A 13,338-nucleotide genomic window follows, 5' to 3' on the forward strand; every position below is an offset into this window, starting at 1 on the left:
CTTGCAGGCGTTGATCGCGACGCCACTCGGGCTCGCCCTCATCGGCTGGCAACTGCTGCCATAGATGGCGGAACGCCTCCGTCAGCATCGCCGCCTCGAGGGTGTCGCAGCGCCTCAGCGCCGCCCGCATTCCCTTGGGCCAGGGCGGGGCATCGGTATGGGCCTTCAAGACCTCCCTTGAAAGCGTCAAGCGCTGCCACCAGCGCCGGAGGGCATCGGCTTCCCGGCGGATGCAGTAAGGTCGCTCGGGCACGCGCGATGCGGCCTCTGTTTCGGGGGCAAATTCCATTTCACTCACGACATGCTCTCCTCGGTGGCTACCGGCTCGGCACTCAGTGAGAAACCGCCGGTCTCGGCAAATTGACGAATTGCCTTGCTGCCCTTGCTGCGCCCGGCCAAAAAGCTCTGCAACTGGCGACGAGCCGCGGTCGCACGCTTGAGGTCTACCGCCTCCAGCGCCCCGCTCAGCGACTGTTCCTCGAATAGCGCCATCCCCTCGCGCTTTAGCATGCGATACCAGCGCTCGGCCCCCTTGGAAGGCGGGTGCTGGGCGTCATCAGTGGCGGCCAGTGTTTCCTGGAAGCCCTGCAGTGCTTGAAAGAAGGCGCCTTGGGTCGCGTCGTAGAACGCCAGGTCGATATGACTCATGTCGCCCTTGGCTTCGGAGGGGCGATCGAACCAGGCGTTCTTGACCTGGATGCGCACCATCCAGGCAACCTGCCGGGCCAGGTCGATGAACTGCTGGACCCAGAAGCGCAGCTGTTCCTGCTGCTCGGGCGGCACCGCCACCATCGGCATCTCGACGCTGTACCAGCCGCGTGGCTTCATGTTGTCCATGTCATAGCCGAAGGCCCACAGCCGGGCATGCTTGAGCAGTGCGGCCATCTCTTCTCCGGCACGTCGTTCCTCATCGACGGCTTCCACCTTCTTCGAGACGTAGTCCTGTACCGCCAGGGCGGGCAGCGCACCGCTGCCATCGGCATCCTGCAGCACAAGGTTCGACCAGTGCTGATAGCCAAGTCCCCCTGGCTGGCCCTTGGTAGAGAGTGGCGGCTCGCTGGGCTTCTTGGCATCGCGGCGATAGGGCGTCAGCGGATGCAGCCAAGGCCCGTCGTAGTTGGCGCCCTGCTTCTTGGCTCGGATGCGACGCACGGCGCGCGCGGCTTCGCGACCACAGAGATCGCAGCGACACGGCTCGTCCTCGAACAGCAGCCGAAAGCGTCGCGGCATCGACCAGTAAGGATGCAGCGGGTGCATGGCCTCGGGCAGCACCTCGGTGCCCTTCTTGTCGCTGACACGGGTCGGCGCCATCCACGGGAAGAGGCTGTCATCATCGGCTTGCGGAGGCTGCCATGACTGCCCGGTGCGGGTCAGCGCCTTGGGCGTCACGACATTCAGCCACAAGCGAGACCACAGGCTGGCATCGGCCGACTCCGGCAATACCAGGGTGGTCAGCGGTCCGCCGCCCCTCAGGCCGACGCGAATGCCTGCCCCGCCGGCCGGAGCATTGATCTGCATGGTGAACAGGGCCAGGGCGACGCAGTCCTCGCACATTGCCTCGACGCGCCCGCGTTTCACGAAGAAATCGGTGTTGTTCTTGATGCCGTTCGCTCCCGGCGCGTCGATCAGCAGACCGCTGACCGTGCTCTCCTTGACGTCTTCGAGCAGGTCGAGATCCTGCATGAAGCGCGGCCCGTCGCCATCCAGTTCGAAGGCAGCGTCGAAGGAGGCGAAGGCGGCTTCCAGCTCATCGATGCCGGGTGGCTCGATAAAGCGATCCAGCCAGTCGCCGTGGTCATCGGGCGGCAGCGCCGTCTGCAGCAGGCCGACCAGGAACTGGTAGGCGGCGCCCTGGAAGTCGGCCCGAGGCAGGGCAAGATCGACGATCTCGGAATCAGCCACCGCACTGGGCGGCCGGTAGACGATGGCGCCTTCCCTGGTGTGGAAAGGCAGCCATGGAGCGTTAAGCAGATTCACTTCCGTTCCCCTGGTTATCCGTGTTCGATGAAAGCTTCACTCCCCACTGGCCGTCATAGACGCAAGCGTTGTCTGCCTCGACCAGCCAGGGGCGGGTAAAACGCAGTGCCTTGTAGCGCTCCTGAAGGGCCTCCCATCGGAACTGCTGGTCACTCGGCAACTCAGCGAGCTTCTCGGCCTGGCTCTGTCGCAGTTTTACCTGGCTGAGCATGGCGGCGTGGCGCTCTCCCTCGGCCCACAGCGTCAGCTCGCCGTCGGCCGTGCGCTTGAGCAGCACGACGTTGACCGTTGGCTCATCGACCAGCCGCGTCCCGATCTCCTGCTCTTCCTGCCATTGATCGAACTCGGGATGTCGGAGATAACCCCGACCGAGCGAAAGGGCATTGAAGTTGGCCATCGAGACGGCCACCCCCTGCATGCCGCGCTGCTCCCATCGCGCCTCCTGCAAGCCATCTGGCACCAGGTCCGCAACCGGCCCGTAGACGCTCTCGATCAGGGTCCGCGCCTCATCGGGCATGCGGATCCCCCCGAGTTCGCGGAGCACGAGTTGGGTCAGCCACATCAGCGAGGTATCACGATAGACGGCCTGGGTGCCCGGCAAGGCACGTTTCAGCCATTGGGAATCCGGTGAATCACTCCACTCAGGCGCCAGAATGGCGAGCAGCGGAGCGCGACGCTGGCCACGCAGATGGCGCTGTAGACGGCCGGCACGCTGGACCAGCAGATCGATGGGCGCGAGGTCGCTGACCATAACGTCTACATCGCAGTCCAAGGATTCCTGGAAGACCTGGGTGCTGATCAGGACCTGTCCACGACGACGTTCGGCCGTGGAAGGCTTGCCCAGCCGCTCGAGAACGTCCGATTCGATACGCTGACGATCGACCATCGCGAAGCGACTGTGGAAAAGTAGACAGCGCTCGGAGTCGGGATGGCGCAGTCGCAACTGCTCGAAGGCGCGAATGGCATCGTCCACGGTGTTACGCACCCAAGCGACGCATTCCCCCGCCTCGACCGCCGCCATCACCGTCTCGAGCGCCTGCTCCTCGGTAGTCAGCCAGTCGATACCTACCTCGCGTGCCACTTCAGGACGCGTGGACAGAGGGACTTCCCGTACCAGGTCATGGCCGACCTGGGTCAATAACGGGAACGCCTGCTCCTGTAATGATAACGATGCCTGCCCCAGCCCTTCCCGCCACGCCGAAGCCAGGGCCTCGCGCATCCCGTGCGGCAAGGTAGCCGTGAGCAGGATGGAACTGCCGCCCTGGCGGGCATGATGGTCCAACAGCTGATTGAGCAGGGTCTGCATGTAGTGGTCGTAGGCATGCACCTCATCGACGATCAGTACCTTGCGCGCCAAGCCATAGAGGCGCAGCGACTGATGCCGGAACGGCAGCAGCCCCATCAGCGCCTGATCGATGGTGCCCACTCCCACATCGGCCAGCAGCGACTTCTTGCGCGAATCAGCCAGCCAGCGGTTGCATCGCGTCGTAGCCGTCATATCGTCGGAGGCATAGTCCCGATCTCCCGGCTGCTCCGCGGCCACGGCCTTCACGAAGGTGTCGTTCAGGTCGCGAGCACCATGGGCCAGCACGAAGGAAGGATGAGAAGACGCGGCGTAGAAACGTTGATGAAGACTTCCCAGTCGCTCATACATGGCATTGGAGGTCGCCATGGTCGGCAAAGCGAAGTACACCCCCTCGCCATGCCCCGCCGCCAGCAGCCGCTGGGCGAGGATGCAGGCCGCCTCGGTCTTGCCGGCGCCGGTCACATCTTCGAGGATGAAGAGTTGCGGGCCATCACCGAGCGCGAGGATCTCTGCTTCACGCTGCAACGGGGTCGGCGTAATCGACTGGCCTCCGAACCAGCTCGCCAGCCCGGCATAGGGCACCGGCTCGGGAGGCTGGGCAAACCCGGTTTCCTCGAGCGCTCGCTCGGCCCGATCGAGCGCTATCGGCCAATAGTCGGCCAGCGGCATCGCCTTCTGGCAGTAGGCGAAATGGTCGCGATTCGAGCCCAGCCAATCACTGAGGGTCGCCCAGCCGGCGACCGTCCAGCTCAAGGTCAGAAAGGTCTCACGCCATTCCGCAGAGACCAGCTTGTCGAGTGGCCACTCGAACTCGATGAGCGCAGCCCAGTCGGCAACGAACTGGCGAGCGGCCTCGTTATCGGATGCATGCTCGTCATCGCTGAAGAACTGGCCCGCATGCAGTTGCCCGGCATCCACCGGCTGTCCGTGATGGCCAAACATCGGCGCCAGCAAGGCGCGCAGGCCGTCAGCCAGTTGGCGGCGTTCACGCCGTGGTGGCAATTCTTCATCTCCACCCAGGGCACCATCCCGCCACCACTCGATCCAGCATGATTGCCACAGCAGGGCTCCCAACCGGTCATGGCGCTCGGTGTAGGCCATCCGTTCGATGGGTGGGACCAGCTCAGCGCCTTCCGGCCGAGCCAGCCCCTGGAAAGCGCGGGAAAACTTGCCGAGGTCATGCAGCCCGAGCAGGAAGACGAGGAGACGACGCAAGGCCTCGGGCGAGAGATCCAACTGATGGGAAAGGCGTTGTGCCAATGGCCGGTCGGGAGCAAGTAGATACCAGCCGACAGCGGCCACATCCAGGCTGTGATAGGGCAGCAGGTGGCAGCTATCGCCTTCGTCTGACGGTTTTGCCTTGCCCCAGTAGAGGTAATACGACATCCCTGTCTCCCCAACCCATTGCGTCTCCACCACCATACAAGCATTCTTAATCCGGCTCTGCCACGCCTGAGCATTCATCCAGCATATTCTTCAACCCGACGCTGAGTTGCGTCATGCTGGGTTTTCACCATGGACGGAAGGCGTCTCCCCATGCCAGTCACTCCGGCTCCCGGTTGGGACACCCTGGCACGCTATCGGCTGATCGAGATACTGGCACTGTGGGAGGGCCGGGTGGTGGCCTCGCAGATCGGCGAGGCCTTCGGCATCGGGCGCCAGCAGGCACAGAAGGTGCTGCGTCGTTATCGAGAGCTGGTCCCTGGAAACCTGGCCTATGACGAGTCGCGCAAGGGCTTCCTGCCGACCGTGCGATTCGCGCCTGCCTTCACCCAAGGCCGGGTCGAGGAGTACCTACATCTGTTGGGCACCCACCAGCAGCTGGCATCGCCGTTCACGGGTCTGGGACTCGGCGCGGCGAACACCGAGGCGCTGCCGATGCCGAGCCGCATGGTGTCGCCACAGGTCGTGCGGCAGGTGGTCAAGGCCTCCCGCGAAGGGCAACGGCTGGAAGTCAACTACGCCTCCTTCACCAGCCCCATGGGCGAAGATCGCATTATCGTGCCGCATACGCTGGTGTTCGCGGCGGGGCGCTGGCATGTGCGAGCCTTCTGCGAGAAGCATCGCGACTACCGGGACTTCGTGCTGAGCCGCTTCCGCGGCGTGCCGGAGCCGTGTGGCGACATGCTGGACGACCACGGGCTCGCCGAGGATGAGGACTGGCATACACGGGTCGAAGTACGCCTGATCCCCGACAGGCGGTTGCCATCCCGGGAAAGGGCCTTGATTGCCGCGGACTACGGGATGGACGAAGGCGAACTCACCCTGTCATGCCGGGGTCCGCTGGTGCTCTACGCGCTGCGTGAGCTGGGCGTGAACCCCCATCATGTGGAAACCGAACCCCGGGCCCAGCAGGTCGAGATTGCCAACCGCCAGGCCCTCACGGCATGGATCAACTGGGGATAACGGCCACCTTCGCCTCGGCATCCAGCCGCTGGGCGGTCTGGTCCACCGCGCGCAGCCAGATCAGCAGCACCGCGCCCAGGGCCACGAAGCCGCCGGCCAGCCACAGGCCGGTGTCGTAGTGGCCGGTGGCCTCGGCGAGCATGCCGGTGAGTGCCGGGGCCGCGATCTGCGCCGCGCCGTAGGCCAGCGTCATGCGCCCCATCAGCCGCGCCGGGCTCTGCGGGTAGAGCCGGCCGGCCATGGTCAGCACCAGGCTCACGCAGCCCAGGAAGGTGCCGCCGTAGAGCACCGCGCTCGCCAGCACGCCGGCCAGGCTGTCGGTCAGCGCCGGCAGCACGATGCCCACCACCTGCAGGGCCATGGCGCTGATCAGCGCGCCCAGGTAGCCGATGCGCCGGGCGATCAGGTCCCAAAGCATCACCGCGGGGGCGGCGGCCAGCCCCACCAGGGCGAAGGTCCAGTTGCCGGCGCCGGCCAGCAGCGGCTCGCGCTCGACGATGGCGACGATGAAGGTGGCGCTGATCACATAGCCGTAGCCGGCGCAGAAGTAGGCGGCCAGCATCAGCCGCATGAAGGTGCGCGAGGGCGGGGAAGCCCGTTGATGATGGCTGCCTCCACCAGCCTCGGTCGGCCTTGCGGGTCTCGGCAGCCAGCGCCAGGCGGGCACCAGCAGCGCCACGGCCAGGGCGGCGAAGCCCCACCACTGGGCCTGCCACTCCAGGGCGAGGCGCCGCATCAGCTCCACCACCAGGGCGGCCAGCAGGATGCCCAGCCCCAGGCCGGCGAAGTGGATGCCCAGTTCACCGCGATGGCGATGCTGGATCAGCCAGTGCAGGATCAGCCCCGAGGCGAGCAGCATCGCGCCGCTGCTCGAGAACCCCGCCACGAAGCGCATGCCCGCCCACAGCCAGAAACTGTCGGCCAGCGCCATGCCGGCGGTGGAGAGCACCGCCAGCAGAAGGGTGAGGCGATAGAGGGTGTCCTTGAGCCGGATGCTGTGGATCGAGGCCGCCACCAGCGCGCCCAGCATGTAGCCGGCGTAGTTGAGGGCGGCCAGCCAACCGCCCTGGGCGTCGCTCAGCCAGGTCTGCTGCTGCATCACCGGCAGCAGCGGCGTATAGGCGAAGCGCGCCACGCCCACGCATAGCAGCTGGCTGAACAGCCCGGCCAGCAGCACGCGGTAGCGCGGAGAGAGAAGAGGGGATTGGGCCATGCCTGGCGCTCCGTCGGTCCATGTCGGTGTGAGTGTCACTGCCGCCGCGGCGGTGTGGTCGGAGCTACCATATCGCACGCCCCCGGCAACCACCGGGGCCTGCGACCAAAAGGGAACCGCGCAGGAATTGTGACGGCGAGGGGCAGGGATGGGCCAACGGCGCCGCGGAGCTTGGTACCCTCAACGACAAGGCAGGACACACTGACACCAAGGAGCCGCCATGAATCCCCTGATCGCCCGTCTCGAGGCCCTCGCCGCACCCGCCATCGGTCTGGGCTGCATGAACCTCTCCCACGGTTACGGCAGCCCCGTTCCCGAGGCCGAGGCGCTGCGCGCCCTGGAGGCGGCCTTCGAGATGGGCTATCGCCACTTCGATACCGCCACCCTCTACGGCGCCACCGCCAACGAGCGGCTGGTGGGCAAGGCGCTTTCCGGCAGGCGCGGCGAGATCCTGCTGGCCAGCAAGTGCGGCATGGCCATGGACCCGGCGCTCGGCCGCAAGGTGATCGATGGGCGCCCGGAAACACTGCAGCGCCAGTGCGAGGCGAGCCTCGCGCGGTTGGGTACCGACCACCTGGACCTCTACTACCTGCACCGCTGGGACAAGGGCGTGCCCGTCGAGGAGAGCGTCGGGGCGCTGGCCCGGCTGGTGGAGGAAGGCAAGATCGCCGCCATCGGGCTCTCCGAGGTCTCGGCAGCCACCCTGCGCCGGGCACGCAGGGAGCATCCCATCGCCGCGGTGCAGTCCGAGTACTCGTTGTGGACCCGCAACCCCGAGATCGGCCTGATCGAGGCCTGTCGCGAGGCCGGCACGGCCCTGGTGGCCTTCAGCCCCCTGGGGCGCGGCTTCCTGGCGGGTGCCGTCAGCGACCCCGCGCGCCTCGAGGAGGGCGACATGCGCCGGGGCATGCCGCGCTTCAGCGCCGAGAACCATCCCCGCAACCTGCGCCTGCTGGCGGCGTTCACGGCGCTGGCGGAGGAGCTGGGCATGACACCAGGCCAGCTGGCCCTGGCCTGGCTGCGAGCCCGAGGCGACGACATCCTGCCGATCCCCGGCTCGCGCTCCATCGACCACATGCGCGAGAACCTGGCGGCGGAGCGCCTGCCGCTGGCGCCGGAAACCGTGACCCGGCTGGATGCCATGATGACCCCGGACCAGGTGGCGGGGGCCCGCTACGGAGAGGCCCAGCAGGCGGAAGTCGACACCGAGGAGTTCGGCTATGGCGGGGTTCCGGAGGCGAGTGAGCGGCGGCTGTCGTGATGGCGAGCCTGCCGGGCGAGCGCTTCGGTGGTGCCATCGAACAGATGCCGCTGGGCCTGCTGGGTCAGGGCATAGGCGTCCTTCACGCCCTGCCGGGCGCGCTCATCGCACGGTTGCTCTGGGCCCGGCGCTGACGGTGGCTGCCAGGCGAAACAACGCTGCCGGGTCGGGTCGAGCAGCGAGAACTCCACCACCTGGTCGTCCATGACCCAGCCCAGGGTACCCGCCTGATGGTATTCGGCGAGCTGGGGGGCGGCCGGGTCGAGCAGCGAGTGGCCCATGGCGCCGGGAAGGGGCAGGTCCAGCAGCTCGGCCAGGGTCGGCGCCACATCGCGTTGATGGCCAGTGCGCGAGGGACGGCCGGGCTCGACGATGCCCGGCGCATAGAGGAGGAACGGCAGCCGGGAGCGCTCGAGGATCGAGCCTTCCACCCGTGAGGTATGGTCGGACACCAGCACGATCAGCCAGGGATGCTGCCAGTCGCGGGACTCGATGGCCTCGACGAAGTCGCCGACCGCCTCGTCGGCCATGTGCAGGGTGTTGCGGATCCCCGCGGCACGTGAGTCGCTGTCGATCAGCGGGGTGATGCCGGGCGGCACCTGGGTGTCGTGGGTGGTGTTGGTGTTGATGCCGACCAGCATGGGCTCGCGCATCTCCCCCATGCGCTCCAGGACGAAGCGATAGAGGTCCCGGTCATAGACCCCCCAGTAGTTCTCGGGCCACTGGCGTTGCTCGATGGCCTCCTTGCCGAGGCTCTCCCGGAAGCCCAGCGCCTGAGCGAAGGCGCCGGTGCCACTGGTGTTCTCGTGGGACCCCTGGAAGAAGGCGGTCTGCCAGCCGGCCTGGGCGAGGCGCTCGGGCAGGCAGTCGTAGTCGTGGCGGGCCAGGTCGGTCTGGGCGATGGTCTGGCCGGGCGGGTTCTGGTAGCTGCAGAACAGGCTGAACATCCCCTCGGTGGTGCGCCGGCCGCCGGCGATCAGGTCCGCGCTGTGCAGTGAGCGCTCGGCCAGGGCGTCGAAGCGCGGCGTCACGGGGCGACCGTCGTCGAGGGGCGCCATGAAGACGCTGGCCCAGCTCTCCAGCAGCACGAAGGCCACGTTCATCCGGCGGGGCTCGCCACTCGCCAGGGCAGCGTCGGGATAGAGCCGGTCCACCCGCGAACGGGCCTCGCCGTCACGCATCCAGCCGAGCGGCACGGGCTCCAGCGCATACTTCTGGCCACGCTGCAGGCCGTGCAGCGCCGCGTAGGCACCGTTGAGGGCGGCGGTGGCGGCCTCGGGGTTGCCCAGCCTCAGGGCGTCGTCGGGGCTCTGGGGCACGCCGCTCACGCCGCCTCGCACGATCGGCACCGTGGCGACGATCACCGCCAGCATGGCCAGCTCGGGCGCGAAGCGCACTCGCAGGCGAGCCTCGGCGACGGGAACCCGCGCGAGGACGACCAGCAGCACGAGGGTGCCCAGCAGGTAGGGCCAGTGCGCGATGAGCATGCCGCCCAGGCTGCCGGCGGAGTTGGCGAGCTCCGCCGCCTCGTAGCCGACATGGCGGCCGGTCTCCTGCCAGTAGAGCCAGTCGCCCAGCTGGGCAAACAGCAGGATGACCCCGGCCGGCACCAGCCAGCCGCGACGGGGCAGCCGTTTCAGCAGGCGGGAGGCCGGCCACAGCGCCAGGGTGGTGAGGCCGGCCAGCAGGGCCGAGATGGCCAGATCGAAGCGCAGCCCCCACCACCAGGCGGTGGGCCAGAGCCCTTCGGGCGTCATCACGGCATCCGACACCAGGCGAAGGCCCCCGGTGATCAGCGTGAGGACCACGAGGAAGCGCAGCCAGGTGAGGAAGAGGCCGGGGCGTGGGCGTTGAGCGGGCGGTATCACGATGTCTGTCCGATGGTCTGTTCATGACGAGCAAGGCGTCGATTCTAGCATGGCGCGGCCTGCGGCCATGAAGCCCGGACAGGGCCCGGTAACGGGCCGTCCCCCTGGGGCGCCGCTGGTCCGGCTCGCCCCTACTCCTCGCGTGCCGCCCGCCTGCGCGCCCGGCGCCTCTCGCCCAGCCGCGACAGCACGCGGCGCATCGGCCGCCACAGCCGGCTGAGCAGCCACAGCACGGGCAGGCCGATCACCAGCCAGGGGGTGAGGAACACCACCACCAGGATCACCTGGCCCACCGACTCGAAGAACAGCGACACGCTGCGGTCCAGCGCCCGCCACAGCGGGGCGAGGACACCGTGCTGGCGGGGCTCCACCCAGCGCTGCTGCTGGAAGTCGGCCGAGATCGCCACCGTGTCGGTGACCCGGGCGAGGTGGCGCTGCTGGCCCTGCATGGACTCGATCTCGCCCTGCACCCTGGCGAGCTCGCGCTCGACCTGCAGCAGGTCCTGGATGCGCCGCTCGCTGAAGCCCCGCCCCTCCTGGGCGAGCTCCTTGAGGCGCTCGCGCAGCACCATCTGCTGGGCCAGCCGCGCCTCGATATCGATCACCTGCTGGGTGCGGTCGTGGCGGGTGACCTCCACGCCGCTGAGCGCCGGCGACTCGGCCACCAGCCGCACCGGCTCGGCGCTCTCCACCTGGTCGCGGGCCACGCGCAGGGTCAGGTAGCCGCTGGCCAGGCCGTGCCGCGGTGTCTGCAGACGCGCCTGCTCCACCTGGCAGTGCTCGCTCGCCACGCAGGCCTCGTGGGTCTCCCGGTAGGCGGCCACCAGGGCCTCGGCCTCGTCGAACTGCAGGTTGTAGCCGCGGCGTTCCTCGATGCGGGTGTCGGGTGCCTCGCCCGCCCCGTCGGCCGGGCGGGCCGCGACGGCGACATCCGCCTGGCGCACCATGGCCTCGCCGGCGAAGCGGTTCTCCAGCGAGGTAGGCCGTGGCGGCGCGGTGTCGAGATCGGGCCCGTCGCAGCCGGCGAGACCGAGGGTGGCGGCCAGCAGCAGAAGCGGCAGGAAAAAGCGAGGATGGCGGGGCAAGGCTGGCATGGCAGGCGGTCATCCCTGACGAGAAAGGAATCTCAAGCGTAGCACCCCCGCCCTGCCGCAGACGCCGCCCACGACGCTTGGTATTCTCGATGGCTATATCCATAGCCAAGTTCGAGGAATTGCCATGTGGGATGAGCGCTATGACACCGATGACTATGTCTACGGCACCGAGCCCAACGACTTCCTGCGCGAGCAGGTGGGGCTGATCGGCGAGGCGCCGCGGGAAGTGCTGTGCCTGGCCGATGGCGAGGGGCGCAACGGGGTCTACCTGGCCCAGCTCGGCCATCGGGTGCTCTCGGTGGATGCCTCGGCGGTCGGCCTGCGCAAGGCGGCCCGCCTGGCCGAGCGGAAGGGTGTGCCCCTCGAGACCCGCCTCGCCGACCTCACCGAGCACACCTTCGACGCCGAGGCCTTCGACGCGGTGGTGTCGATCTTCTGTCACGTGCCCGAGGCGGGCCGCCCGCACCTGCACCGCCAGGTGGCGCGCACCCTCAAGCCCGGCGGGATCCTGATCCTGGAGGCCTATACCCCGGCCCAGGTGCCACGGGACACCGGCGGGCCGGACACTCCGGACCGCACCCCCACGGCCGCGGAGCTGGAGGCGGCCTTCGCCCACTTCGAGATCCTCTCGAGCCGCGAGTTCGACCGCCAGGTGGTCGAGGGCCGCGGCCATACCGGCCTGGGGGCCGTGGTGCAGTTCATCGCCCGCAAGCGCCCGGCCTAGGCGGGCCGGCGCTCGCGCCCTTGCGGCACCAGCGTCCTGTCGAGGAAGGCGAGCAGCTCGGGCAGCTCCGCGTCGATATGCCGGCTGAGGTCGTGGTCGCCCGGCAGCAGGCGCAGCTCGGCCGGGGTATCGCCGCGGCTGGCATGGAGCCGTTCGGCATCGCTCGGCGGGATCACCGTGTCGTCACGGCCGTGCACCAGCAGCACCGGACAGCGCAGCCTGGGCAGGGTGGTCACGGGCGCGATGGCGTCGAAGCGGTGGCCGATCACGTGCTCCACGTAGCGCAGCACGTACCAGCCCAGCGGGACGAACGGCAGCCGCTTCCCGGCCAGCCAGCGCCGCATCATGCCGTCCGGGTGGGCGAAGGCCGAGAGGCTGACGACGGCGGCGATGTCGTCACGGCGCGATGCGGCCAGCAGTACCGCCGCGGCGCCCACCGAATGGCCGAGCAGGGCCACCGGCGCATCGGCCATGCCCGGGCGGGCGCGCAGCCAGTCCAGGGCGGCCTCGGTGTCCTTGGCGAAGCGCGGCATGGAGGAGAAGCTGTCGGCATCGCTCTCGCCGTGGTTGCGGGCATCGAACAGCAGCACGTTCCAGCCCGCCGCCTGCAGCGGCCTGGCCATCGGCAGCATCAGCTCGCGGTTGGCGCCCCAGCCGTGGGTGATCACCACCGTGCCCTGACCCTGGCCGGGTAGCCACCAGCCCGCCAGCCGCTTGCCCCGCCGCGTGGGAAGGGTCACCGTCTCCCCGGTCACGCCGTGCTCCTCCAGGGAGCACGCGATCGGCACCCGCGGCGCGGCCAGGCTGACCCTCAGCCGCCGATGGAAGAGGTGCAGCAGCAGCGCCAGCCCCGCCGGCAGCAGGCCCCACCAGAGCCAAGCCGGCACCGCGGTCATCGACTAGCCGCCGCCATTGAGCCACCAGGTGGCGGCGTTGAGGTAGGCGGCGAAGCTGACCCAGGCCAGGTAGGGCACCAGCAGCCAGGCGGCGAGGCGCGAGACCGCGGCGAAGCGGCGGATGGTGAGCACGATCAGCCCCCACAGCAGCAGCAGGTCGAGCAGCGCCAGGCCCATCCCGTGCAGGCCGAAGAACAGGATCGACCAGAGCGCGTTGGCGGCGAGCTGGGCGACGAAGGGCCAGAGGGTGTGCCAGCGCATCGCCGGCGGCGCCGCCAGGGTGGCTCGCCAGGCGGCCAGCGCCATCAGCAGGTAGAGCGTGCTCCAGGCGATGGGAAAGGCCAGGTCGGGCGGGGTGAGCGGCGGCTTGGCCAGCCCCGCGTACCACTCGCCGGGCGGGGTGGCGATGCCGCTCAGCGCGGTCAGCACGACCAGGGCCAGCCAGCCGAGTAGGATCATCAGGGAGCGAGTCGTGAACATGCACGGCCTCCTTGCCAGTCGGGCGTCAGGGGAGATTACCACACTCCCCTGGCTGCCCCGGTCGCGGCATCGCGCCCCGGGGCACCGAGCGGCGGCTATAGTAAGGGGGTCTT

At 68.6% G+C, this 13,338-nt stretch carries 11 protein-coding genes; 3 read left to right on the forward strand and 8 right to left on the reverse strand.

The window, feature by feature from the left end; genetic code table 11:
• The 3 genes from casB to cas3 form a co-directional block, all read right to left on the reverse strand.
• The coding region (casB, locus tag SCI24_RS18225; RefSeq protein WP_412930162.1) for a type I-E CRISPR-associated protein Cse2/CasB at window positions 1-289 on the reverse strand (289 nt) is incomplete at its 3' end.
• Between the two features lie 5 nt (window positions 290-294).
• Entirely contained in the window at window positions 295-1,977 is a 1,683-nt protein-coding gene (casA, locus tag SCI24_RS18230; protein ID WP_318726727.1) for a type I-E CRISPR-associated protein Cse1/CasA, read from the reverse strand.
• A complete protein-coding gene (cas3, locus tag SCI24_RS18235; RefSeq protein ID WP_318726728.1) occupies window positions 1,964-4,669 on the reverse strand; it encodes a CRISPR-associated helicase Cas3' in 2,706 nt (901 codons plus the stop codon). The genes casA and cas3 overlap by 14 nt, the downstream gene beginning before the upstream one ends.
• Before the next feature lie 150 nt (window positions 4,670-4,819).
• Between cas3 and SCI24_RS18240 the strand changes: the two genes are divergently transcribed.
• Complete coding sequence (locus tag SCI24_RS18240; protein WP_318726729.1) at window positions 4,820-5,689, forward strand: WYL domain-containing protein; 870 nt, start codon at window positions 4,820-4,822, stop codon at window positions 5,687-5,689.
• Here the strand turns inward: SCI24_RS18240 and SCI24_RS18245 are convergent.
• Complete coding sequence (locus SCI24_RS18245; RefSeq protein ID WP_318726730.1) at window positions 5,676-6,902, reverse strand: YbfB/YjiJ family MFS transporter; 1,227 nt, start codon at window positions 6,900-6,902, stop codon at window positions 5,676-5,678. The genes SCI24_RS18240 and SCI24_RS18245 overlap by 14 nt on opposite strands.
• Before the next feature lie 220 nt (window positions 6,903-7,122).
• On the opposite strand from SCI24_RS18245, the gene SCI24_RS18250 reads away from it, so the two are divergent.
• Window positions 7,123-8,163 carry an aldo/keto reductase gene (locus SCI24_RS18250; RefSeq protein ID WP_318726731.1) on the forward strand — a complete coding sequence of 347 codons (1,041 nt, stop codon included), beginning with the start codon at window positions 7,123-7,125 and terminating at the stop codon, window positions 8,161-8,163.
• On the opposite strand, the gene SCI24_RS18255 is transcribed toward SCI24_RS18250, so the two are convergent.
• A complete protein-coding gene (locus SCI24_RS18255; protein WP_318726732.1) occupies window positions 8,121-10,031 on the reverse strand; it encodes an LTA synthase family protein in 1,911 nt (636 codons plus the stop codon). The genes SCI24_RS18250 and SCI24_RS18255 overlap by 43 nt on opposite strands.
• 131 nt (window positions 10,032-10,162) lie before the next feature.
• Window positions 10,163-11,125, reverse strand: a complete 963-nt coding sequence (locus SCI24_RS18260; protein WP_318726733.1) for a DUF4349 domain-containing protein — start codon at window positions 11,123-11,125, stop codon at window positions 10,163-10,165.
• A 124-nt stretch (window positions 11,126-11,249) separates the two neighbouring features.
• Between SCI24_RS18260 and SCI24_RS18265 the strand changes: the two genes are divergently transcribed.
• Entirely contained in the window at window positions 11,250-11,849 is a 600-nt protein-coding gene (locus tag SCI24_RS18265) for a class I SAM-dependent methyltransferase (protein WP_318726734.1), read from the forward strand.
• Here SCI24_RS18265 and SCI24_RS18270 read toward each other — a convergent pair.
• Together SCI24_RS18270 and SCI24_RS18275 are read right to left on the reverse strand one after the other, a co-directional pair.
• Window positions 11,846-12,745 carry an alpha/beta hydrolase gene (locus SCI24_RS18270; RefSeq protein WP_318726735.1) on the reverse strand — a complete coding sequence of 300 codons (900 nt, stop codon included), beginning with the start codon at window positions 12,743-12,745 and terminating at the stop codon, window positions 11,846-11,848. The two genes, SCI24_RS18265 and SCI24_RS18270, sit on opposite strands and share 4 nt — an antisense overlap.
• A gap of 3 nt (window positions 12,746-12,748) precedes the next feature.
• Window positions 12,749-13,225: a TspO/MBR family protein gene (locus tag SCI24_RS18275; RefSeq protein WP_318726736.1), complete on the reverse strand. Its 477-nt coding sequence runs from the start codon at window positions 13,223-13,225 to the stop codon at window positions 12,749-12,751.
• Window positions 13,226-13,338 lie beyond the last annotated feature (113 nt).

This window comes from Halomonas sp. (assembly GCF_033549285.1).
Taxonomy (GTDB): domain Bacteria; phylum Pseudomonadota; class Gammaproteobacteria; order Pseudomonadales; family Halomonadaceae; genus Halomonas.

Excerpts from the sequence above, each read along its gene's own strand:
- cas3 (WP_318726728.1), bottom strand. The coding sequence starts at position 4,669 with ATGTCGTATTACCTCTACTGGGGCAAGGCAAAACCGTCAGACGAAGGC.
- SCI24_RS18240 (WP_318726729.1), top strand. The coding sequence starts at position 4,820 with ATGCCAGTCACTCCGGCTCCCGGTTGGGACACCCTGGCACGCTATCGG.
- SCI24_RS18245 (WP_318726730.1), bottom strand. The coding sequence starts at position 6,902 with ATGGCCCAATCCCCTCTTCTCTCTCCGCGCTACCGCGTGCTGCTGGCC.
- SCI24_RS18250 (WP_318726731.1), top strand. The coding sequence starts at position 7,123 with ATGAATCCCCTGATCGCCCGTCTCGAGGCCCTCGCCGCACCCGCCATC.
- SCI24_RS18260 (WP_318726733.1), bottom strand. The coding sequence starts at position 11,125 with ATGCCAGCCTTGCCCCGCCATCCTCGCTTTTTCCTGCCGCTTCTGCTG.
- SCI24_RS18265 (WP_318726734.1), top strand. The coding sequence starts at position 11,250 with ATGTGGGATGAGCGCTATGACACCGATGACTATGTCTACGGCACCGAG.
- SCI24_RS18270 (WP_318726735.1), bottom strand. The coding sequence starts at position 12,745 with ATGACCGCGGTGCCGGCTTGGCTCTGGTGGGGCCTGCTGCCGGCGGGG.
- SCI24_RS18275 (WP_318726736.1), bottom strand. The coding sequence starts at position 13,225 with ATGTTCACGACTCGCTCCCTGATGATCCTACTCGGCTGGCTGGCCCTG.